Raw genomic sequence first — 21636 nt, 5'->3', positions numbered from 1 at the left:
TACCGCCGGTCCGCTCAGGCCTGAGGAGCCCACCCCTCGTCGTCGCGGATGCCGCCCAGGATCCGCCGGCTGATCTCCCGCAGCTGTCGCTTCTGGGGTGCGGTCAGTCGGTCCAGTACCAGGTGGTGGACCGACTGCACGTGACCGGGGGTCGCCTCGTCGACCTTCCGGCGGCCCAGGGCGGTGAGGACCGCGAGCGTGTAGCGCCCGTCGGCCGGGTCGGGCGTTCGTCGTACCCAGTCCTTGGACTCGAGGCGGGTCGCCGCCCGGGACAGTCGCGAGAGGGTGCTGTTCGCGTAGCCGGCGAGCACGCTCATCCGCAGGGTGTGGTCGGGCGCCTCACGGAGCGCGTAGAGGACGCCGTACTCGAAGTGGGAGAGCTGGGCGTCGCGCTGGAGCTGGGCGTCGAGCGCGCTCGGCAGCCACTCGAGGACGGTGGCCAGGGCGGCCCAGGTCGCCAGGTCGTCGCCGCGGAGCTCGTCGGGGTCCGGGAGAGGTGGCATGGCTCCATCCTAGAGCTCCTTGACTTGCTCGGGAAAGTGAGTCTGTCTACGATTGACTTTCCTGAGCAAGTCAAAGACGAGAGTGGGGACGGACGAGATGGACATGCGACTGGCACGCAGGCGCGCCTTCGTGAGCGGGTCCACGCAGGGGATCGGCTTCGCGATCGCGCGGGCGCTCCTCCGGGAGGGCGCGGCGGTCGTCGTGAACGGGCGTGCGGAGCCCCGCGTCCGCGAGGCGGTCGCGCGACTGGAGGGCGAGGTCCCCGGCGCCCAGGTGACGGGGGTGGCGGCCGACTTCGCCGACCCCGACCAGGTACGACGGCTGCTCGCCGAGCTGGGCGACGTCGACGTCCTGGTCAACAACGTCGGGCTGTTCGAGGTCGCGCCGTTCGCGGACCTCCCCGACGAGACCTGGCAGCGCTACCTGGAGGTCAACCTGATGAGCGGCGTCCGGCTCTCGCGGCACCTGCTGCCCGGCATGCTGGACCGCGGGTGGGGGCGGATCGTCTTCGTCTCCAGCGAGTCGGGCGTGAGCGTCCCCGGCGACATGACGCACTACGGGGTGACCAAGGCCGCGCAACTGGCGCTGGGCAACGGCCTGGCCAAGCTGACCCGCGGGACCGAGGTCACGGTGAACACGATCCTCGGCGGCCCGACGTACTCGGACGGGGTCGCGCAGACGGTGGAGCAGATCGCTGCGGCTCAGGGGATGCCGGCCGAGGACCTGAAGGGCGCGATCGCCGCCGGCAACCAGACGTCGCTCCTGCAGCGGTTCCTCGATCCGGACGAGATCGCGAGCCTCGCGGTCTACCTGGCCAGCCCGCTCTCGTCGGCCACGAACGGCGCTGCTGTGCGCGCCGACGGTGGCGTGCTGACCACGCTGGTCTGAGGGTGGGCCTCACGCCCAGATCGGCCCCGGCCGACCGCCGTCGAGCGGGATGACCGCGCCGTTGGCGACCGCGCCGTACGGCGAGGCCAGGAACGTGACCGCGGCCGCGACGTCGTCGGCCGTGACCGGGCGGCCCAGGCCGTTGCGGGCGGCCTGCTCCAGGTAGGCGGGGTCGCCGGCGACCCGCTCGGTGACGGTGAGGCCGGGGTGGACGCAGGCGACGGTGACGCCCTGCGGGCCGAGCTCGTCGGCGAGATTCTTGGTGATCGCGACGACCGCGATGTTGCGGACCGAGCCGGTGAGGTTGCCGGTCGCGCGGGCGTTCATGCCGCTGATGTTGACGACCCGCCCACCCCCGTCGAGGAGGTACGGCGCCGCCGCCCGCACGACGCGCGCGTAGCCGAGGGCCTTGGTGTCGACCTGCTGCAGGAAGTCGTCGTCGTCCAGCCCGGCGAGCCCCGGCGCGGGTGGTTGCGACGCGCGGGGCGCGGCCGCGTTGACGACCACGTCGAGCCCGCCGAGCGCGGCGACCGCGGCGTCGACCGCCGTACGGACGGCCGCGTCGTCGGTGGTGTCGGCGCGGACGACGACCGTCCCGGGGCCGACGGCGTCGGCCGCCGCCGACAGCGCCGACGCGTCACGTCCGAGCAGTGCGACCCGCGCGCCCTCCGCGGCCAGCGCCCGCCCGACGGCCAGGCCGATCCCGCGGCTGCCGCCCGTCACCAGCGCCCGGGCGCCGTCCAGTCCGAGGTCCATGGCGGCAAGATTGCCAGGTGAGCACCCTCTGGCAGCGCATCGCCCAGGCCCAGGCGGGCGCCGACTACGCGACGACGTACGCGGCCCGCTTCCGCCGGCTGGCCGAGCGCGGGCAGGACGTGCACGGCGAGGCGGCGCTGGTGACGCAGCTGGTCGACCCCCCGGCGCGGGTCCTGGATGCGGGGTGCGGGACGGGGCGGATCGCCGTACGCCTCACCGAGTTGGGATACGACGTCGTCGGGGTCGACGTGGACGCCTCGATGCTGGCCGTCGCGCGGGCCGAGGCGCCCGCGCTGGACTGGCGCGAGGCCGACCTCGCGACGCTCGACCTGGGGGAGAACTTCGACCTGGTGCTGCTGGCCGGCAACATCGTGCCGCTGCTGGAGCCCGGCACCCTGGCCGCGGTCGCGGAGCGCCTGGCTGCGCACACCGCGCCCGGCGGCCGGGTCGTCTGCGGCTTCGGGCTGGACGCCGCCCACCTCCCGGGCGACTGTCCCGTGACTCCGCTGGCCGAGGTGGACGCGGCCTTCGCGGCGGCGGGACTGGGGGTGGGCGATCGGCTGGCGACCTGGGACGGCGACGCCTACGACGGCGGCGGGTACGTCGTGACGCTCCACGGCAGATCTGCGGACGGCGTTTGACCGATTTCCTCGCGTGTCGTCGGCGATGCCCTCTAGGGTGTCGCTCACCTGTGAGGAGGGTCACATGAGGACCGGACGTTTCCGCTCGATGACGGTGGGCGCGGCGACGCTCGTGGTGGCGCTGGCCGGCCAGCTCGTGCTCGTGGACTCGGCGGACGCCGGTCCTGACGCGAACGCGCCCGGCACGCCGGCACTGGCGACCGAGATCACCAACAAGTTCACCACCTACGGCAACAGCACCTCGGTCGACCGCTGGACAGGTGGAGACGGGCTGGAGGCGATCGAGCTGCCCGACGGGCGGGTGCTCTGGTTCTTCAACGACTACTGGTACGGCACGGTGAAGTCCAACCTCACCCGCGGTCCCTTCCAGGCGTCGATGCCCCGCAACGGCATCGTGATCCAGAACGCCAACGGGACGATGGGCCAGACCGTCTCGGGCTCGGGTGGCGCGACCCTGATGAACACCGGCTCCGGCTGGTTGTGGGGCGGGGACCAGCGACTCCAGGGCGGCACTGTCCAGAAGTTCTACATGCGGATGGTGGCCGACGGGGGCTGGGGCTCCGCGGTCGGCGTCGAGCTGCGGACCATCCCGACCGGCTCGGTGGCCTCGCCGGGCACGTACGGCGACCTCACCGCCCAGCTGCCTGCCGACGTCCGTAGCTGCTCGGCGCAGGGCGTGGCCGGGCACTGCACCCTGTGGGGGATGGCGCTGGCCGACCACGGCTCCTACACCTACGTCTACGGTGCCGACGTCAGCTCGAGCGGGAAGGACCTCAAGATCGCGCGTGTCCCACAGGGCGACTTCGCCGGCCTCTGGGAGTACTGGAACGGTTCCGGCTGGAGCACCGACCAGGCGGACGCGATCGATACGGGCACGGTCGCCAGCGAGGCCATGAGCGTCACCTACCAGGGTGGACGCTGGGTGCTGGTCGGCCAGGACACCTACGGCGGCCTGGGTGGCAACGTGATCAGCTACTACGCCGACACCCCGTGGGGCTTCACCGCCGCCGACAAGTCGACGCTGTTCAAGATGCCCGAGACCACCGCCGACTGGAGCGTCTGGGCCTACACGCCCCGCCTGATCCCCCATCTGAGCACCGGTGGCAACCAGGTGATCATCGGCTACAGCGTCAACTCGCAGCTCAAGGACAGCTCCTGCGGTGCGCACAACTACATCGACGCGACCGTCTACCGTCCCCGGTTCAAGGCCGTCACCCTGCCGGCGACCCCCGGCGGCAGCTACCAGGCACCCAACGGGGCGCAGCCGGCGGCCAAGTGGCTGACCGCGGCGGAGCTGCCCGGGTGGTGCGCCCCCGGCACGGCCGCGGTCCCGGCCCCGACCGGCGTGACCGCGACCCCCGGGCAGGGGAACACGGCACTGACCTTCGGCTGGTCGCAGACGGCTCCGAGCTCCGACTGGAGCTACGGCTTCCAGTTCCGGGCGTCCGGCGACGCCTGGGGCACCGAGTGGCCGCTGTTCGCGCCGGCCAGCAACACGTGGACCGGTGGGCTGCTGACGCCGGCCCGGACGTACGAGTTCCGGATCCGGGCGTCGACCTGGGAGGGGCGCAACAGCGCGTGGACGACGAAGACCGTGACGATGCCGATCAACGCACCCACCGGGCTCAGCGTCGCCCGCACGGCGGCGAACAAGTGCACCCTGAACATCACCGATCCGCAGGGCGGGGTCTTCTGGCGGGTCCAGCAGCGGCAGGTCGGTGCGACCGCCTGGACGAGCCTCGGAGCGGTCGGCACCAAGACGCCGTGGTACGCGGTCACCTCGGGCGTGCGGTACGACTATCGCGTGCAGGCCTACTCGGACTACGGCAGCAGTGCCTGGACGACCGCGGCGAGGTGCAGCCTCTGACCCGGCCGTCATGATGAGCACATGAAGGTCGTCGTCCTCACCGGTGCCGGGATCTCCGCGGAGAGCGGGGTGCCGACCTTCCGCGACGCCGACGGGCTCTGGGAGGGCCACCGGGTCGAGGACGTCGCGACCCCGGAGGCCTTCGAGTGGCAGCCGTCGGTGGTGCACGCGTTCTACGACGCCCGCCGCGCGGCGCTGACCGGGGTCGAGCCGAACCCCGCCCACCGTGCCCTGGCCCGGCTGGAGGACGCGCTCGGCGACGACCTGCTCGTCGTCACCCAGAACATCGACGACCTGCACGAGCGCGGTGGCTCGCAGCGGGTGCTGCACATGCACGGCGAGCTGCTCTCGGCACTCTGCCGCGGCTGCCAGCGGCGCTCGCCGTGGAGCGGCGACCTGGCCGACCTGCCGCCCTGCCCGCGCTGCGGCGTGACCGAGCTGCGCCCGGACGTGGTCTGGTTCGGCGAGATCCCCTACGAGATGGACCGGATCTTCGCCGCCCTCGAGACCTGTGACCTGTTCGTGTCGATCGGGACGTCGGGGGCGGTCTACCCCGCGGCCGGCTTCGTGCAGGCCGCGGCGTCGTACGGCGCCCGGACGCTGGAGCTCAACCTGCTCCCCTCCGAGGGCACCGACTTCTTCGACGAGGCGCGGCACGGGCCCGCGTCGGCGCTGGTGCCGGAATGGGTCGACTCGCTCCTGGGGTAGTCCGTCAAGGGCCCGGTCCGCTGCGACGCTGGGGGAGCGGTGGGGCTCCCGCGAGGGCGACGAGGCCCCCGCAGGAATGCGCGTCGCGGAGGAGCCGAGCGGTGTGATCTGATCGAGCCCCCTGAGGAGGAGACCCGATGAAGACCCTGACCCTGGCTGCCGCCGCGCTCACCACCGTCACCCTGCTCGCCGGCTGCAGCGACGGCGACCCCGGCGACGACAGCGCGGCCGACCCCTCGCGCGAGAGCACCAGCAGCGGCAGCACCGGCGGCGGTGAGGGCGGCAACGACTTCACCGACCAGTCCGGCGAGGAGATCGCACAGACGGCCAAGGACGCCATGGCCGGCCTCGAGTCGGTCCGGGTCAGCGGCGCCATCACCAGCGACGGGCAGGAGATCGCCCTCGACCTGGCGGTCAGCACGGCCGGCGAGTGTGCCGGCACCATCAGCCTCGGCGGCGCGTCGGCCGAGCTGGTCGGCGCCGACGGCAAGGCCTGGTTCAAGCCGAGCGACGAGTTCTGGCAGGCCCAGGCGGGCGAGCAGGCCCAGACGATCATCGACCTGGTCGCGGGCCGCTGGGTCGTCATGTCGGGTGACGACGCCGGCTTCGGCGAGTTCTGCCAGCTCGACTCCCTGCTCGACGAGCTCGTCAGCGGGGAGGACGACAGCACCTACGAGAAGGGCGACGTGTCCGACGTCGAGGGCTCGGAGGCGATCGCGGTGACGAGCACCGGCGACGACGGGACCTCGGTGGGCTACGTCCAGGTCGACGGCGACCACTACCTGGTGAAGGTCGAGGTCACGTCCGGCGACGAGCCCGGGGCGATCACCTTCTCCGACTTCGACGCCGAGGTGCCCGCCGAGGCGCCGCCCGCGGAGGACACCGTCGACCTCGACGAGCTCGGCGGCTGACACCCGCCGTCGTTCACGGGCGCAGCACGTAGCGCCCGCGCACGCCGCCCTCGGCCACCAGCCGGTGCGCCTCGGCCGCCTCGGCCAGCGGCAGCTCGCCGGCGACCCGGACGGGCAGCCCACCCGCAGCCGCGCGGGCGAGGAGGTCGGCGGTGCGGGCGCCGTCCGGCACCACCTCGACGGCGGTGACCACGACGCCGCGCTCGGACGCGGGCAGCATCGCGGGCCGGACCCCGACGAACAGGCCGCCGTCGCGCACCAGGGCCACGCCGTCGGCCTGCAGCACCGCGCCGTCCGCCACGGCGTCCCAGCCGGTGGTGGTCGTGGTGGCGAAGTCGGCCCCCAGGCCGCGGACGAACTCCTCGTCGCCGGCCCGGGCGAGGCCGGTCACCTGCCAGCCCCGCTCGGCCGCCAGGGGTACGACGGCCGCCCCGACCGGCCCCGCCGCTCCGGTGACCAGCAGCGAGCGGCCCGCCCCGTCGCCGAGCAGGTCGACGAGCTGGGCGGCGGTCAGGGCGGTCAGGGCCAGCGTCGCGGCCGCCACCAGGGCGAGGTCGTCCGGGACGACGGCGACGTCGGCGGCCGGCACGACCAGCTGCTCGGCGTACGTCCCGAAGTCGCGGTCCAGGCCGCCGACCAGCCCGGCGACCCGGGTCCCGACCGCGAGGTCGACCCCGACGCCCACGGCGTCGACGGTGCCGGCGAAGTCCCAGCCGAGGCCGGTGTGCTCGGGCTGGTCGATCAGCCCCAGCTGGTGGAAGAAGCCGCCGGCCGTGCCCAGGTCGACGGGGTTGACCGGCGCCGCGGCGACCCGGACCCGGACCTCGCCGGCGCCCGGCTCGAGGAGCGGCAGGTCGACGAGCTCGATGGAGTCGGGGCCGGCCGGGGTGCGGACGACGGCGGCGCGGAAGGTGGTGGTCGTGGTGCTCATGGGGGTGCTCCTCTTGCGGATCGGATCGGACGGCTCCAGACTGGACCAGTCACTCTCCATCAGGAAGTAGGCACCTCAGAGTGCGTAACTACCCGGCCAGTCCCCAGGAGGCCCCGTGCCGACCATGACCGCAGCCCAGCAGCGCGAGCAGGCCAAGCTCGCCTACGACTCGTTCCTGGCCGAGTGCCCGAGCCGCCAGCTGCTTGACCGGCTCTCCGACAAGTGGGTCGCGCTGGTGCTCGCCGCGCTCGCCGACGAGGGCACGATGCGCTACTCCCAGCTCGCCCGCCGCCTGGCCGGCGTGAGCCAGAAGATGCTCACCCAGACCCTGCGCGCCCTCGAGCGCGACGGCCTGGTCACCCGCACGGTCACCCCGACCGTCCCGGTGACCGTCGACTACGACCTGACGCCGCTCGGCGCCTCGCTGCAGGTCGTGGTGCGCCAGGTCAAGGTGTGGGCCGAGGCCCACATGGACGACGTGCGCTCCGCGCGCGACGCGTACGACGCCCGCGGCGCCTGACCCGGTCGCGTCAGGGCGCCAGCAGGGCCCCGGCGTGCGGCGGCAGCGTGAGCGTCCCGTCTCCCAGGTCGGCCCCGGCCTCGGTCTCGAACAGCAGCCGGGTGTGCGGCAGCACGAGGGTCGCCGGTGCGTCGCCGAAGTTCACGACGACCGCCAGGTCGCCCCGGTGCATCACGAACGTGCGCGACTCCTCGTCGACCTCGCACCGCGTGCGGCCGAACGCCGGGTCGGTCAGTTCGGCGTGCTCGCGCCGGAGCGCGGCCAGGCGCCGGTAGACGTCCAGCAGGCGGGCGTGCTGCCCACCGGTCTGCTCGTCCCAATTGAGCCTGGACCGCTCGAAGCTGGCGGGGTCCTGCGGGTCGGGGACGACGTCGGGGTCCCAGCCCATCTGCTCGAACTCCGCGATCCGGCCCTCCGCCGTGGCCTTCCCGAGCTCCGGCTCCGGGTGCGAGGTGAAGAACAGGAACGGCGTGGACGCCGCCCACTCCTCGCCCTGGAAGAGCATCGGCGTGAACGGGCCCGCCATCGTCAGCAGGGCCGCGCAGGCCAGCTGGTCGGCGTCCAGGTGCTCGGTGATCCGGTCGCCCACCGCGCGGTTGCCGACCTGGTCGTGGTTCTGGGAGCAGACCACCAGCCGCCAGCTCGGCATCGCCGCGGTGTCGATCGGGACGCCGTGGTCGCGACCGCGGAAGGACGAGTAGGTCCCGTCGTGGAAGAACCCCCGCTCGCAGACCTTGGCCAGCGCCCCGAGGGGCTCGAAGTCGGCGTAGTACCCGTCGGTCTCGCGAGTCAGCGCGACGTGGACCGCGTGGTGGAAGTCGTCGCTCCACTGGGCGTCCAGGCCGTAGCCGCCGGCCTCGCGCGGCGTGACCAGCTTGGCGTCATTGAGGTCGGACTCGGCGATCAGGGTGAGCGGTCGGCGCTGGTGTGCGGAGAGCGCGGCCACCTCGACGGCCATCTCCTCCAGCAGGTGCACCGCCGACTCGTCGTGCAGCGCGTGCACGGCGTCGAGCCTCAGCCCGTCGACGTGGTAGTCGGTGAACCACATCCGGACGTTGTCGAGGATGTAGCGCCGCACCTCCGCCGAGCCCTCGCCGTCGAGGTTGACCAGGTCGCCCCAGGTGTTCCGGCCCGACTTCAGGTAGGGCCCGAAGAGCGGCAGGTAGTTCCCGGACGGACCGAGGTGGTTGTAGACCACGTCCTGGATCACGCCCAGCCCGGCGGCGTGGCAGCCGTCGACGAACCGCTGGTAGCCGGCCGGGCCGCCGTACCCCTCGTGCACGGCCGACCAGAGCACGCCGTCGTAGCCCCAGTTGTGGGTGCCGTTGAAGGCGTTGACCGGCATCACCTCGACCAGGTCGACGCCGATCTGGCGGAGGTGGTCGAGTCGGCCGAGCGCCGCGTCGAAGGTGCCTTCGGGCGTGAAGGTGCCGACGTGGAGCTCGTAGACGACCGCCCCCGCGAGCTGGCGCCCGGTCCAGGCCGAGTCCGTCCAGGCGAAGGCCGCGGGGTCGTGGGTTCGCGAGCGCTGGTGGACGCCCGCCGGCTGGCGCCGCGACCGTGGGTCGGGTCGGGGCGCGTCCGAGTCGTCGATCAGGTAGCCGTAGTCCACCTCCGAGCGTGGATCGGGCACAGGTCCCGCGGGGGTCCACCAGTCGTCGTCCCCGCGCTGCATCTCGACGATCTCTTCACCCGCCGACAGGCGGAGGCGCGCAGGACGGGGGGCCCACACGTCGTAGGGACCACGCATCAGGACTCCTCGGATCGGACCAGCAGGGCGACGGGCAGGTCGGCCAGCACCTCGGCGAGCGGGGCGGGCCCGGAGCCGGACCAGGAGCCGAGCGCGTCGGTCCAGTGGCCCGGAGGCAGCTCCAGGGTCGTCGGACCCCAGCCGCCGCGGGCGGCCAGCCCGACGGGCAGCCGGGTGGCGACGGTGACCGCCCCGCCACGGTCGAAGGCCACGACGTGGTCGGTGGCCGGACCGGAGGCGGCCACCGCGTCGTACGACGTGAACAGCTCGGGGCGGTCGCGCCGCAGCCGCAGCGAGGTCGCGGTGAGGTGCAGCTTGGCGGACCCGCCGTCGTCGAGGACCGGCTGGGGGGCCGACCAGGAGCCGGACCGGAGCAGCTCCGCCCGGGCCCCGAAGTCGACCGGCCTCCGGTTGTCGGGATCGACCAGGCTCTGCTCCCACATCTCGCTGCCCTGGTAGACGTCCGGGACGCCCGGCATCGTCAGCGCGACCAGCTTGGCCGCCAGCGCGTTGGACCAGCCGGGCGCCACGACCTGCGCGAGCAGGTCCTCGATCACGCCGCGCACGGCGGCGGAGTCGAGGGCCGCGTCCACGGCTGCGTGCACGGCGGACTCGTAGGCCTCGTCCGGCTCGGTCCAGGTGGTCCGGTCGCCGGCCTCGCGCATCGCCTTCTCGGCGTACCCGTGCAGCCGGCTCCGCCAGTCCGAGGAGGCGGAGGCCGGCCAGGCCCCGAGCACCGCCTGCCACAGCAGGGAGGCGAAGCCCGGGTCGGGCAGCGGCGCGAGCGAGAGCAGCGACCCCAGCGCCGCCTCCCACGCGGCCGGCAGCTCGGCGAGGGCGGTGATCCGGGCGCGGACGTCCTCGCCGCGCTTGGTGTCGTGGGTGGACAGCGTGGTCATCGCGTGCGGCCAGTCCCGCTGCCGCTCGGCCATGAGTCGGTGGAAGCCGGCCACGTCGAGGGAGAAGACCGACGGGTCCCCGCCGACCTCGTTGAGCGAGGTGAGCCGGGAGTAGCGGTAGAAGGCGCAGTCCTCGACGCCCTTGGCCATCACCATGCCGCTGGTCTGCTGGAACCGCTTGGAGGCGGCCAGGTCGGCGTCGAACATCCAGGGCTCGATCCGGCCGAGGGTGAGCGTCAGGTCGGGCCGTCGGCGCCGGGCCTCGGCGAACGCCTCCTCGAGGTGCGCGCGGCCCTCGGGCAGGTAGGACCGGTAGACCGGGAAGCAGGCCAGCAGCTCGGCCACGGCGTCCTCCGCCCGGAAGGCGGGTACGACGGGCAGGTGCCGCCGCAGGTCGCGCACGATCCGGCGGACCTCGCTGTTGAGGATCCCGTCCGCGACCGCCCGCTTGGTGTCGTGGATCATCTCGGCCCAGTCGACGGGACCGCCCCGCAGCCGCGCCTCGAGCGCGTCGAGCGGAGCCTGTCCTGCCGGGTCGGTGAGGACCCGGTCGATGTGCGCGAGGGCGTCGTACCCGGTGGTGCCGGCGGTGGCCCAGGACGTGAGCAGCTGCTCGCCGGGCTCGAGGATCTTCTCGACCAGGACGTAGGCGTCGCCGGTGAGCTCGGCCAGGTCTCGCAGGTAGCCGCCCGGGTCGCGCAGGCCGTCCGGGTGGTCCACCCGGAGCCCGTCGACCAGGCCCTCGTCGAACCAACGCCGGATCTCGACGTGGGTGTCCTCGAACACCCCCGGCTCCTCCACGCGGACGGCGGCCAGGGTGTTGACCGCGAAGAAGCGCCGGTAGTTCAGCCCGTCGTCGGCCTCGCGCCAGTTGACCAGCTCGTAGTGCTGCTCCTCCAGCGTGGTCGTGCCGGGCGCGAGCGGGAAGCGGTTGTCGTGGTAGCGGATCTCCTCGGCTCCGAGGTCCACCTCGATCGCGCCCTCGTCGTCGTCGCCGACGACCGGGATCTGCAGCTTCTGGTGGCTCGCGTCCCAGTCGATGTCGAACGCCGGCGCGTGCTCGGCCTCGCGCCCGTGCTTGAGCACGTCCCACCACCACGGGTCCTCGGACGGCGTCGCGACGCCGACGTGGTTCGGCACGATGTCGACCAGCACGCCCATGCCGAGTCGCCGCGCCTCGGCGGAGAGGGCCGCGAGCCCCTCCTCGCCGCCGCGTGCCGGGTCGACCCGGTCGTGGCGGATGACGTCGTACCCGTGGGTGCTGCCGGGCTCGGCCTCGAGGATGGGGGAGAGGTAGACCCAGTCGGCGCCGAGGTCGTGCAGGTAGGGCAGCAGCTCGGCCGCCCGGAAGAGGTCGAGCTCGGCGGTGATCTGCAGCCGGTAGGTGCTGGTCGGAGCGCGCACGCTCAGCCCCGCCGGGCCTGGGCGGCGACCGAGGCGGCGACCGACAGGTCGGGTTCGACCTCGGGCTCGCGGTGCTCCCGGAGTACGACGAGGCTCCGCGTCCCGAGCGGCAGCGTGGCGCCCGCCTCGCAGGTGCCGTCGGCGTCGGCCGAGCCGCCGGTGTCGATGACGACGTCCCAGGCCTCGGCGTACTCCAGCGGCGGCAGTGTCACCTCGGCGTCGCCGTCGGCGTTGAAGTAGAGCAGGAAGTGCTCGTCGGTGATCGTCTGCCCGCGGGCGTCCTTGCCGGCGATGCCGTTGCCGTTGAGGTACATGCCGATCGCCTGGGCGCCGCTGTCCCAGTCGCCGTCCTCCATCGGCCGGCCCTCGAGGTGCAGCCAGACGATGTCGTCGATCCGCTCGCCGTAGCTCCCGCGGACCTCCTCACCGGTGAAGAACCGCTTGCGGCGGAACGTCGGGTGCTGGGCCCGCAGCCGGGCGACCGCGGCGGTGAACTCGACCAGCGGCTGGTCGGCGTCCTCCCAGTGCACCCAGCTGATCTCCGAGTCCTGCGCGTAGGTGTTGTTGTTGCCCTGCTGGGTGCGGCCCAGCTCGTCGCCGTGCAGGATCATCGGGACGCCCTGGCTGAGCAGCAGGGTGGCGATCAGGTTGCGCTGCTCGCGAGCCCGGAAGGCCTGGATCTCGGGGTCGTCGGTCGGTCCCTCGACGCCGTGGTTCCAGGACCGGTTGTGACTCTCGCCGTCGTTGTTGTCCTCGCCGTTGGCCTCGTTGTGCTTCTCGTCGTAGGACACCAGGTCGCGCATCGTGAAGCCGTCGTGGGCGGTGACGAAGTTGATGCTCGCGAACGGCCGGCGCCCCGAGCGCTCGTAGAGGTCCGAGGAGCCGGACAGGCGGGACGCGAACTCGCCGAGCGAGGGCTCGCCGCGCCAGAAGTCGCGCACGGTGTCGCGGTACTTGCCGTTCCACTCCGTCCACTGCGGCGGGAACCCGCCGACCTGATAGCCGCCGGGGCCGACGTCCCAGGGCTCCGCGATCAGCTTGACCTGCGAGACCACCGGGTCCTGCTGCACGAGCTCGAAGAAGGTCGCCAGCCGGTCGACGTCGTAGAACTCGCGCGCGAGCGCGGAGGCCAGGTCGAAGCGGAAGCCGTCGACGTGCATCTCGGTGACCCAGTAGCGCAGCGAGTCCATGATCAGCTGCAGCGAGTGCGGGTGGCGGACGTTGAGGGTGTTGCCGGTGCCCGTGTAGTCCATGTAGTACCGCTGGTCGTCCTCGACGAGGCGGTAGTAGGCCTGGTTGTCGATGCCCTTGAAGCTCAGCGTCGGCCCGAGGTGGTTGCCCTCGGCCGTGTGGTTGTAGACCACGTCGAGGATGACCTCGATGCCGGCGGCGTGCATCGCCTTGACCATCGACTTGAACTCCTGCACCTGCTGGCCGAGGGCCTGGCCGGCGCGCGCGGTGGTGCTGTAGTCCTCGTGCGGGGCGAAGAAGCCCAACGTGTTGTAGCCCCAGTAGTTGCGCAGGCCCTTCTCGGCCAGCGTGCTGTCCTGGACGAACTGGTGCACCGGCATCAGCTCGATCGCGGTCACGCCCAGCTTGGTCAGGTGGGCGGTCACGGCCGGGTGCGCGAGGCCGGCGTACGTGCCTCGGATGTCCTCGGGAATCTCGGGGTGCAGCTGGGTGAGGCCCTTGACGTGCGCCTCGTAGATCACCGAGTCGTTGTAGGGGATGTGCGGGCGGCGGTCGCCCTCCCAGTCGAAGAACGGGTTGATGACCACGCCGTGGGTCATGTGCGGCGCGGAGTCGTCGTCGTTGCGGGAGTCCTCGTCGCCGAAGTGGTAGGAGAACAGGCTCGGGTCCCAGTCGATCTCGCCGGTGGTGGCCTTGGCGTAGGGGTCGAGCAGCAGCTTGTTGGGGTTGCAGCGCAGCCCCTGCTCGGGGTCCCAGGGGCCGTGCACGCGGTAGCCGTAGCGCTGGCCGGGCTGCACCTGCGGGAGGTAGCAGTGCCACACGTAGGCGTCGACCTCGGTCAGCTCGATGCGGGTCTCGACGTCGTCGGCGTCGAAGAGGCAGAGCTCGACCTTCTCGGCGACCTCGCTGAACAGGGCGAAGTTGGTGCCGGCGCCGTCGTACGTCGCGCCCAGGGGGTAGGCCTCGCCGGGCCAGGTCTCGAAGGTGGTGCTCTCGTCGCTCACAGGTCAGGTGTACCCGTGGAGTGCGCGCCGGACTCGCTCCGCGGGAGCGACGTTGGTCTCGCTGCGAGGAGTGGTCGAGACCACACCGCCCGAGTAGTTACCAGCCAGTAGGATTCATGGCATGAAGCGTGACATCTACGACGAGGACCACGAAGCGTTCCGCGGCTCGGTTAAGGAGTTCCTGGACCGGTCGGTGACGCCGTACGTCGAGACGTACGCCGCCGACAAGGCCATCCCGCGCGAGTTCTGGCTGGAGGCCGGCAAGCAGGGCTTCCTGGGCCTCGAGGTGCCCGAGATCTACGGCGGCTCGGAGGCCGGGGACTACCGGTTCAACGCGGTGCTCTTCGAGGAGCTCTCGAAGGTCAACGCCGCGCTGGCGTCCTGCGCCGGCATCCACGCCGACATCACCGCGCCGTACCTCGTCGAGCTCGGCACCGACGAGCAGAAGCAGCGCTGGCTGCCGGGCGTCGTGTCCGGCGAGATCCTGCTCGCCATCGGCATGACCGAGCCCTCCGGCGGCTCCGACCTGGCCGGGCTGAAGACCACCGCGGTACGCGACGGCGACGACTGGGTCATCAACGGCTCCAAGACCTTCATCACCAACGGCTACTCCGCCGACCTGGTCATCGTCGCCGCGCGCACCTCGCCGGAGAAGAAGGCCCGTGGCATCACCCTCTTCGCCGTCGACACGACGCTGCCCGGCTTCAGCCGCGGCCGCAAGCTCGACAAGGTCGGCCAGGACGAGTCCGACACCGCCGAGCTCTTCTTCGAGAACCTCCGCGTCACCGACGCCGAGATCGTCGGCGAGCTCGACGGCGGCTTCATCCACATGATGCAGAAGCTCCCGCAGGAGCGGCTCGGCTGCGCGATCAGCAACGTCGCGCACGCCAAGCAGATCCTCGAGGAGACGGTCCAGTACGCGAAGGACCGCAAGGCGTTCGGCCAGTCCATCGGCAACTTCCAGCACAACAAGTTCCTGCTCGCCGAGCAGGTGACGGCCATCGAGGTCGCCGAGGCGTTCATCGACCGGTGCGTCGTGCTGCACGCCGCCGGGGAGCTCACCCCGGTCGACGCCGCCAAGGCCAAGTGGTGGAGCTCGCAGGTCCAGAACGACGTGCTCGACCACTGCGTCCAGCTGCACGGCGGCTACGGCTTCATGAACGAGTACCGCGTCGCCCGCGCCTGGCGCGACGCCCGGGTCTCGAAGATCTGGGCCGGGTCCAACGAGATCATGAAGGAGCTCATCGGCCGCGACCTCGGCCTCTGACGGGCAGCGCAGGCTCCCCTTCGTTGCGAGCGGTACGGCGGGCCGCCACGATGCGGTCATGACCACCGAGGTGCCGCCCGAGCTGCACGCCCAGCACCACGACGACGAGCCGCACGACGGCGGCATCAACAACCGGCTGAACTGGCTGCGCGCCGGGGTGCTCGGTGCCAACGACGGGATCGTCTCGACCGCCGGCATCGTGATGGGCGTGGCCGGCGCGACCACCGACCGGGGCACGATCCTGGTGGCGGGCGTGGCCGGACTGGCGGCGGGCGCGCTGAGCATGGGCGCGGGCGAGTACGTCTCGGTCAGCACCCAGCGCGACTCCGAGCTGGCCCTGCTCGACCGGGAGCGGCGCGAGCTGATCGAGGACCCGGTCGACGAGCTGGAGGAGCTGGCCGCGCTGTACGTCGACCGCGGCCTCACCGAGGACCTCGCGCTCCAGGTCGCGCGCCAGCTGACCGACCACGACGCCCTCGGCGCGCACGCGGAGGTGGAGCTCGGGATCGACCCGGACGACATCTCGAGCCCCTGGAACGCGGCGCTCGCGTCGACCATCTCGTTCACGATCGGCGCGCTGCTGCCGCTGCTGACCATCACCCTGGTCGTCGCCGACGCGCGGGTCTGGGTCACCGTCGCCTCGGTCCTGGTCGCGCTGGCGCTGACCGGCTGGGCCAGCGCGAGGTTCGGCTACGGGCCGTCGGGCCGGGCCGTGGTCCGCAACGTCGTGGGCGGGGCCTTCGCCATGGCGGTCACCTACGGCATCGGGTCGCTGCTCGGGACGCACGTCTAGTCCCTGGGTGCCGATCTGCGGGCCGCAGGTACCGGACACGACCGGAGCCCTGCGGTCGTCGTACCGCAGCGCCGACGATGGTCGGGTGATCCGCTCCTCGCTCCTGGTCGTCGTCGCCAGCCTCGCCCTCGGCGCGCTCACCTCGTGGGCGCAGGGGGTGCTCCCGGACGCCCTCGCGTCGTTCGCGAACTCGCCGTCGGGCTGGACCCTGCTCACGGTGCTGCTGGTCGCGGCCGCCCGCCCGTCGCTCGCGCTGGGCGCGGTGCTCGGGGTGGCGTCGTTCGTGAGCCTGGTCCTCGGCTACCAGCTCGGTTCCGCGGTCCGCGGCCTGACCTACGACCCGACCCTGTGGGGTGTCGTCGGCGTGGTCGCCGGTCCCTTCGTGGGGGCCGCCGCGGCGGCGATCGTCGGCCGGCGGGTGCTGCCTGCCGTCCTGGGTGCCGGGGCGCTCGCGGGGGTGCTGGTCGCCGACGGCATCTACGGGCTGACCGTCGTCGCCGACTCGACCAGCCCGGTCTACTGGACGCTGTGCCTGGTCGCCGGCGCCGTGCTGGTGCTCGTGGTGGCCGCCCGGCTGCGGTCGGTCGCCGCCGGCGGCCTGCTGCTGGCCACCGCCGCGGCCGCCACAGGGGTGCTGAGCCTCGGGTACGGCGTGCTCAACGCGGGGTTCTCGGGCTGAGGGGCAGCCCCTGGGGGCAAACGGACGACGCCGGGAGCTCTGGCGGCGGCATGGCCGCACGTTCGCCCCCGTAGGGCGCCCCCGGGTGCCTCAGCCCCTGGACGGCGGCTCGGTCGTCTGGGCGCCCAGTCGGCGCAGCGCGTCGACCAGCTCCTCGGCGGGGGCGTTGCCGGAGGCGCGCAGCTTGTCGATGACGGTCGCGGGGAGCGCGTCGAGGCCGCGGACCTCCTGGTGCAGGCGCTCCATCGTGGTGTCCAGGTTGTAGGCGGTGTCCGCGGCGTCGCGCAGGCCGGCGAGCAGCTCGCCCGGCACCTCGCGGCGGTACTTGTAATAGATCTTGTGCTCGAGGCTCGCCCAGAAGTCCATCGCGACGGTGCGCAGCTGGACCTCGACCACCACCGGCACCACCCCGCCGGAGAGGAACACCGGCACCTCGACCAGCACGTGCAGGCTGCGGTAGCCGTTGGGCTTCGGATCCACGATGTAGTCGCGGACCTCGATGGTGCGCACGTCGCGCTGGGCGGTGAGCAGGTCGAAGACCTGGTAGACGTCCGAGACGAAGCTGCAGGTCACCCGGACGCCGGCGATGTCGGTGACCTTCTGGCGGACCGCGTCGTACGCCGTCGGCCCCTCGAGGTCGATGCCCTTGCGGGCGATCTTCTCGACCAGGCTCTCGGGTGACTTCAGCCGCGACGACACGTGCTCGATCGGGTTGTAGTCGTGGAGGTGGGTGAACTCGTCGCGCAGGATGTTCAGCTTGGTGACCACCTCGTCCATGCCGAACTTGTGCTCCAGCAGGAACCGGCGGAACTCGTCGTCCCAGGGCGCCACGGTCACCCGGCCAGCCTACGCAGGGAAACTCAGAGGCCCCTGAGGGCCCGGCGGACCTACGATCCTCCGGTGGTTCCCACCAGTCACCTGCTCGCCTTCGTGGTCGCGTCCGTCGTGCTGACCGCGGTGCCCGGGCCCAGCGTCCTGTTCGTCATCGGCCGCTCGCTCGCGCTCGGCCGCCGCGCCGGTCTGCTCAGCGTCGTCGGCAACACCCTCGGCCTGCTCCCGCTCGTCGTCGCCGTCGCCCTGGGCGTCGGCGCGGTCGTCCAGCGCTCGGTCGTGGTCTTCACCGCACTCAAGCTGGCCGGGGCCGCCTACCTCGTCTACCTCGGCGTCCAGGCCTTCCGGCACCGCCACCACGGGGCCGGCGACGCCGTCGACGAGCGGCCGCGCAGCGCCCGGCGGATCGTCCGCGAGGGCTTCGTGGTCGGCGTCAGCAACCCCAAGGCCGTGGTGTTCCTGGCCGCGGTGCTGCCGCAGTTCGCCGAGCCCGCGGCGGGTGCCGTCGCGGCGCAGGTCGTCGTCCTCGGCCTGGTCTTCATGGCGGTCGCGCTGCTCAGCGACGGGCTCTGGGCGGTCGTCGCCGGCACCGCCCGCGGCTGGCTCGGCGGCTCGCCCCGCCGGCTGGCGCGGATGCAGGCCGGCGGCGGTCTGATGATGATCGGCCTCGGCGGCTCGCTCGCCCTCACCGGCCAGAAGGCATGACCGGAACGAGGATGTTCGCGGCGGTCGTCCCGCCGCCCGAGGTCGTCGACCACCTCGACGCCTTCCTGGAGGTACGACGGGCCGCCGCCCCGTTCCGCTGGGCCTCCGCCGAGCAGCTGCACGTGACGGTCGCGTTCTACGCGTCCGTGCCGGACCGGGCGCTCGACGACCTGGTCGAGCGGTTGGAGCGGGCCGCGGAGCGCCGTACCGCCTTCGGGGCGCGGGTCGCCGGGGGCGGGGCGTTCCCGCACGCGGCCGACGCACGGGTGCTCTGGGCCGGCCTCGACCTGGCGGACGACGCGGGCGAGGAGCTGGACCGGCTGGCCGCCGGTGCCCGCGCCGCCGCGAGCCGGGCCGGCGTCGCGGTCGACGGGCAGCGGTTCCGCCCGCACGTCACCGTGGCCCGGCTCGGCCACCCGGCCGGGGTCACCGACTGGGTCCGGCTGCTCGACTCCTACGAGGGACCTGCGTGGACCGTGGACACGCTGACGCTGCTGGCGTCGTACCTCGGGGAGGGGCCGCGGGGCCGGCCGCGCTACGAGGTGGTGGCCGAGGTCCCGCTCCCGGGCCCCGCCGTGGTCTAGGTTCGAGCCGATGAGGATCGCGGTCGTCCGGGAGACCCGTGAGGGTGAGGCGCGCGTCGCGCTGGTGCCCGAGCTGGTCGGCAGGCTCACGGCGCTGGGGTACGACGTCGACGTCGAGCCCGGCGCGGGCCGGCGCGCGCTGATCAGCGACGACGAGTACGTCGACGTCGGCGCCGGCATCGACCCGGACGCCCTCGCCAGCGCCGACCTGGTCCTCGCCGTCCAGCCCCTCACCGCCGAGCAGGTACGACGACTGCGCGACGGCGCCACGACGGTCTCGTTCCTGCCCGCTGCCCAGGACCCCGGCCTGGTGGCCGACCTGCGCGACGTCGGCGCGACCGCGTTCTCGATGGAGCTCGTCCCGCGCATCTCGCGCGCCCAGGGCATGGACGCGCTGTCGTCGCAGGCGCTGGTCGCGGGCTACCGCTGCGCCGTCGTCGCGGCCGGGATGCTGCGCCGCTTCTTCCCCCTCAACATGACTGCCGCCGGCACCGTCCCGCCCGCCGAGGTCGTCGTCCTCGGCGCCGGGGTCGCCGGCCTGCAGGCGATCGCCACCGCCCGCCGGCTCGGCGCCGTCGTCAAGGCGTACGACGTCCGCCCGGCCGCCGCCGAGGAGATCCGCTCGATGGGCGCGCAGGCCATCGAGCTCGACCTGCCGGCACTCGAGGGCGCGGGCGGCTACGCGCGCGAGATGACCGAGGAGCGTGCGACTCGCCAGAGGCAGCTGCTCGCGCCGTACGTCGCGGCCGCGGACGCGCTGATCACCACCGCCGCCGTCCCGGGGCGGACCGCGCCGGTGCTGGTGAGTGCGGCGATGGTCGAGGCGATGCGGCCCGGCGCGGTCGTCGTCGACCTGGCCGCCGACAGCGGCGGCAACGTGGAGGGCGTGGTGGCGGGCGAGGTGGTCCGGATCGGCAACGCCCAGGTCTGGGGCGGCCGCAACGTCGCCGCCCAGATGCCCGGTCCGGCCTCGCGGCTCTATGCCCAGAACGTCGTCGCGCTGGTCACCCTGATGACCGTCGACGGCGCCCTCGCGCCCGACCTCGGCGACGAGATCCTGGCCGGCTGCTGCGTCACCCGGGAGGGCCGGATCGAGCACGAGGCGACCCGGCTGCTGGTGGAGGGAGCCTGATGAGCGACCCCGTGGTCTGGCTGACCATCTTCGTGCTGAGCGTCTTCGTGGGCATCGAGGTGATCGCCAAGGTGTCCTCGACGCTGCACACCCCGCTGATGTCGGGCGCCAACGCGATCCACGGCGTGATCCTCCTCGGCGCGGTCCTCGTCACGGGCACCACCGACAGCACCGTCGCCCTCGTGGTCGGCCTGGTCGCCATCGTGCTGGCCGCGATCAACATGGTGGGCGGCTTCGTGGTGACCGACCGGATGCTCGGCATGTTCGTCCGCCGCCGGAAGCCGGGGGACGAGCGGTGATCCCCACCTGGGCCCAGCTCGTCTACCTCGGCTGCGCGATCGGCTTCATCCTCGCGCTGAAGGGCCTCTCCGGCCCGCGCACCGCCCGGGTCGGCAACCTCGTCGGGGCGGGCGCGGCCGTGGTCGCCGTCGCGACCCCGTTCTTCTACCTCGACCTCGACCACCTGCCGCTGATCCTGGCCGCGATCGCGGTGGGCTCGCTGGTCGGCGTGCTGGGGGCGCAGCGCGTCCAGATGACCCAGATGCCCCAGCTGGTCGCGCTGTTCAACGGCGTCGGCGGTGGGGCGGCGGCCCTGGTGGCGCTGCTCGAGCTCGAGCACATGAGCAGCTTCACGACGGACTTCGACGTGGTCGCGACCGCGTTCACGATCGTCGTCGGGTCGGTGTCCTTCGCCGGGTCGGTGGTCACCTTCGCCAAGCTGCAGGAGCTGATGACCTCGCGGCCCGTCGTACCGCCCGGGCTGCCGGTGGCCTTCGTGGCCGGGCTGCTCGCGACGGTCGTGCTGACCGTGCTGGTGGTGCGCGAGCCGGTGGTGTCGACCGGGGTGGTGCTGGCGGCCGTCGGCCTGGTGCTGGGCGTGCTCCTCGTGCTGCCGGTCGGCGGCGCCGACGTCCCCATCGTCATCTCGCTGCTCAACGCCTTCACCGGCCTGACCGTCGCCGCGGGCGGCTACGTCCTCGGCAACGTCGTGCTCCTGGTGGCCGGCACCCTGGTCGGAGCCTCCGGCACCTTCCTCACCCTGCTGATGGCGCGGGCGATGGGTCGCTCGGTCGCCAACATCCTCTTCGGCGCACTGCGCGGCGGGTCGACCCTCGGCGCCGGCGAGGCCTCCGACCGGCCGGTCCGCAGCGCCGGGCCCGACGACGTCGCGATCCTGCTCGGGTACGCCGAGCGCGTCATCATCGTTCCCGGCTACGGCCTCGCGGTCGCGCAGGCCCAGCACACGCTGCGCGAGCTGGTCGACGTACTCCTGGCGCGCGGAGCGCGGGTCGACTACGCCATCCACCCCGTGGCCGGCCGGATGCCCGGCCACATGAACGTGCTGCTCGCCGAGGCCCAGGTGCCCTACGACCAGTTGGTCGAGATGGACGACATCAACGGCGAGTTCAAGCAGACCGACGTCGTCCTGGTCGTCGGCGCGAACGACGTCGTGAACCCGGCGGCCAAGACCACGCCGGGGGCGCCGATCTACGGCATGCCGATCCTCGACGTCGACGAGGCCCGCCAGGTGGTGTTCCTCAAGCGGTCGATGCGACCGGGGTTCGCCGGCATCGAGAACGAGCTCCTCTTCGACCCCCGCACCACCCTGCTCTTCGGCGACGCCAAGGACTCGCTGGCCAAGGTGCTGAGCGCGGTCAAGAGCCTGTGACC

At 72.7% G+C, this 21636-nt stretch carries 21 protein-coding genes; 14 read left to right on the top strand and 7 right to left on the bottom strand.

The features are described from left to right. Window positions 1-14 precede the first annotated feature (14 nt). A complete protein-coding gene (locus V7S47_RS07790) occupies window positions 15-503 on the bottom strand; it encodes a MarR family winged helix-turn-helix transcriptional regulator (protein WP_336561045.1) in 489 nt (162 codons plus the stop codon). A gap of 130 nt (window positions 504-633) precedes the next feature. Here V7S47_RS07790 and V7S47_RS07785 point away from each other — a divergent pair, with 130 nt between their 5' ends. Then, complete coding sequence (locus V7S47_RS07785; protein ID WP_336561044.1) at window positions 634-1392, top strand: SDR family NAD(P)-dependent oxidoreductase; 759 nt, start codon at window positions 634-636, stop codon at window positions 1390-1392. 9 nt (window positions 1393-1401) lie between these two features. Here V7S47_RS07785 and V7S47_RS07780 read toward each other — a convergent pair whose 3' ends face one another. Then, the gene (locus V7S47_RS07780; protein WP_336561043.1) at window positions 1402-2148 is read right to left on the bottom strand and encodes an SDR family NAD(P)-dependent oxidoreductase; all 747 of its coding nucleotides are present in this window, start codon (window positions 2146-2148) and stop codon (window positions 1402-1404) included. 17 nt (window positions 2149-2165) lie between these two features. Here V7S47_RS07780 and V7S47_RS07775 point away from each other — a divergent pair, with 17 nt between their 5' ends. From V7S47_RS07775 to V7S47_RS07760, 4 genes are all read left to right on the top strand, one after another. After that, a complete protein-coding gene (locus V7S47_RS07775) occupies window positions 2166-2789 on the top strand; it encodes a class I SAM-dependent methyltransferase (RefSeq protein WP_336561042.1) in 624 nt (207 codons plus the stop codon). 64 nt (window positions 2790-2853) lie between these two features. After that, window positions 2854-4656, top strand: a complete 1803-nt coding sequence (locus V7S47_RS07770) for a DUF5005 domain-containing protein (RefSeq protein WP_336561041.1) — start codon at window positions 2854-2856, stop codon at window positions 4654-4656. A 21-nt stretch (window positions 4657-4677) separates the two neighbouring features. Continuing rightward, window positions 4678-5364 carry an NAD-dependent deacylase gene (locus V7S47_RS07765; RefSeq protein ID WP_336561040.1) on the top strand — a complete coding sequence of 229 codons (687 nt, stop codon included), beginning with the start codon at window positions 4678-4680 and terminating at the stop codon, window positions 5362-5364. 137 nt (window positions 5365-5501) lie between these two features. Then, window positions 5502-6275 carry a hypothetical protein gene (locus V7S47_RS07760; RefSeq protein WP_090860399.1) on the top strand — a complete coding sequence of 258 codons (774 nt, stop codon included), beginning with the start codon at window positions 5502-5504 and terminating at the stop codon, window positions 6273-6275. Window positions 6276-6288: 13 nt separating this feature from the next. On the opposite strand, the gene V7S47_RS07755 is transcribed toward V7S47_RS07760, so the two are convergent. Next, window positions 6289-7206, bottom strand: a complete 918-nt coding sequence (locus V7S47_RS07755) for an alcohol dehydrogenase catalytic domain-containing protein (protein ID WP_336561039.1) — start codon at window positions 7204-7206, stop codon at window positions 6289-6291. A gap of 124 nt (window positions 7207-7330) precedes the next feature. Between V7S47_RS07755 and V7S47_RS07750 the strand changes: the two genes are divergently transcribed. After that, window positions 7331-7726: a winged helix-turn-helix transcriptional regulator gene (locus tag V7S47_RS07750; RefSeq protein ID WP_211753156.1), complete on the top strand. Its 396-nt coding sequence runs from the start codon at window positions 7331-7333 to the stop codon at window positions 7724-7726. 10 nt (window positions 7727-7736) lie between these two features. Here V7S47_RS07750 and treZ read toward each other — a convergent pair whose 3' ends face one another. The 3 genes from treZ to glgX are packed head-to-tail and all read right to left on the bottom strand — an operon-like array spanning window position 7737 to window position 13974. Next, complete coding sequence (treZ, locus tag V7S47_RS07745) at window positions 7737-9476, bottom strand: malto-oligosyltrehalose trehalohydrolase (protein WP_336561038.1); 1740 nt, start codon at window positions 9474-9476, stop codon at window positions 7737-7739. Next, window positions 9476-11779: a malto-oligosyltrehalose synthase gene (gene treY / locus V7S47_RS07740; protein ID WP_336561037.1), complete on the bottom strand. Its 2304-nt coding sequence runs from the start codon at window positions 11777-11779 to the stop codon at window positions 9476-9478. The genes treZ and treY overlap by 1 nt, the downstream gene beginning before the upstream one ends. Window positions 11780-11781: 2 nt before the next feature. Beyond that, a complete protein-coding gene (glgX, locus tag V7S47_RS07735; RefSeq protein ID WP_336561036.1) occupies window positions 11782-13974 on the bottom strand; it encodes a glycogen debranching protein GlgX in 2193 nt (730 codons plus the stop codon). Window positions 13975-14095: 121 nt separating this feature from the next. On the opposite strand from glgX, the gene V7S47_RS07730 reads away from it, so the two are divergent. From V7S47_RS07730 to V7S47_RS07720, 3 genes are all read left to right on the top strand, one after another. Next, window positions 14096-15241, top strand: coding sequence for an acyl-CoA dehydrogenase family protein (locus V7S47_RS07730; protein WP_336561035.1), 1146 nt, complete (start codon window positions 14096-14098; stop codon window positions 15239-15241). A gap of 58 nt (window positions 15242-15299) precedes the next feature. Beyond that, window positions 15300-16034: a VIT1/CCC1 transporter family protein gene (locus V7S47_RS07725; protein ID WP_336561034.1), complete on the top strand. Its 735-nt coding sequence runs from the start codon at window positions 15300-15302 to the stop codon at window positions 16032-16034. Between the two features lie 85 nt (window positions 16035-16119). Beyond that, the gene (locus V7S47_RS07720; RefSeq protein WP_336561033.1) at window positions 16120-16713 is read left to right on the top strand and encodes a DUF6518 family protein; all 594 of its coding nucleotides are present in this window, start codon (window positions 16120-16122) and stop codon (window positions 16711-16713) included. A 90-nt stretch (window positions 16714-16803) separates the two neighbouring features. Here the strand turns inward: V7S47_RS07720 and V7S47_RS07715 are convergent, their stop codons facing one another. Then, window positions 16804-17550 carry a GTP pyrophosphokinase gene (locus V7S47_RS07715; RefSeq protein ID WP_336561032.1) on the bottom strand — a complete coding sequence of 249 codons (747 nt, stop codon included), beginning with the start codon at window positions 17548-17550 and terminating at the stop codon, window positions 16804-16806. A gap of 63 nt (window positions 17551-17613) precedes the next feature. Between V7S47_RS07715 and V7S47_RS07710 the strand changes: the two genes are divergently transcribed. Genes V7S47_RS07710 through V7S47_RS07690 form a run of 5 tightly spaced genes read left to right on the top strand, consistent with a single transcriptional unit; the run spans window position 17614 to window position 21634 of the window. After that, a complete protein-coding gene (locus V7S47_RS07710; protein WP_336561031.1) occupies window positions 17614-18249 on the top strand; it encodes a LysE family translocator in 636 nt (211 codons plus the stop codon). Next, a complete protein-coding gene (thpR, locus tag V7S47_RS07705) occupies window positions 18246-18833 on the top strand; it encodes an RNA 2',3'-cyclic phosphodiesterase (protein WP_336561030.1) in 588 nt (195 codons plus the stop codon). Before V7S47_RS07710 ends, thpR begins: the two co-directional genes overlap by 4 nt. 10 nt (window positions 18834-18843) lie before the next feature. Further along, on the top strand, window positions 18844-19965 hold the full coding sequence (locus tag V7S47_RS07700) for an NAD(P) transhydrogenase subunit alpha (RefSeq protein WP_336561029.1): 1122 nt from the start codon (window positions 18844-18846) through the stop codon (window positions 19963-19965). Continuing rightward, on the top strand, window positions 19965-20264 hold the full coding sequence (locus V7S47_RS07695) for an NAD(P) transhydrogenase subunit alpha (RefSeq protein ID WP_336561028.1): 300 nt from the start codon (window positions 19965-19967) through the stop codon (window positions 20262-20264). Before V7S47_RS07700 ends, V7S47_RS07695 begins: the two co-directional genes overlap by 1 nt. Then, window positions 20261-21634, top strand: coding sequence for an NAD(P)(+) transhydrogenase (Re/Si-specific) subunit beta (locus V7S47_RS07690; protein WP_336561027.1), 1374 nt, complete (start codon window positions 20261-20263; stop codon window positions 21632-21634). The genes V7S47_RS07695 and V7S47_RS07690 overlap by 4 nt, the downstream gene beginning before the upstream one ends. Window positions 21635-21636 lie beyond the last annotated feature (2 nt).

Source organism: Nocardioides sp. CCNWLW216 (genome assembly GCF_037120545.1).
GTDB classification, from domain to species: domain Bacteria; phylum Actinomycetota; class Actinomycetes; order Propionibacteriales; family Nocardioidaceae; genus Nocardioides; species Nocardioides lianchengensis.
This window is presented reverse-complemented; position numbering and strand designations above follow the sequence as displayed.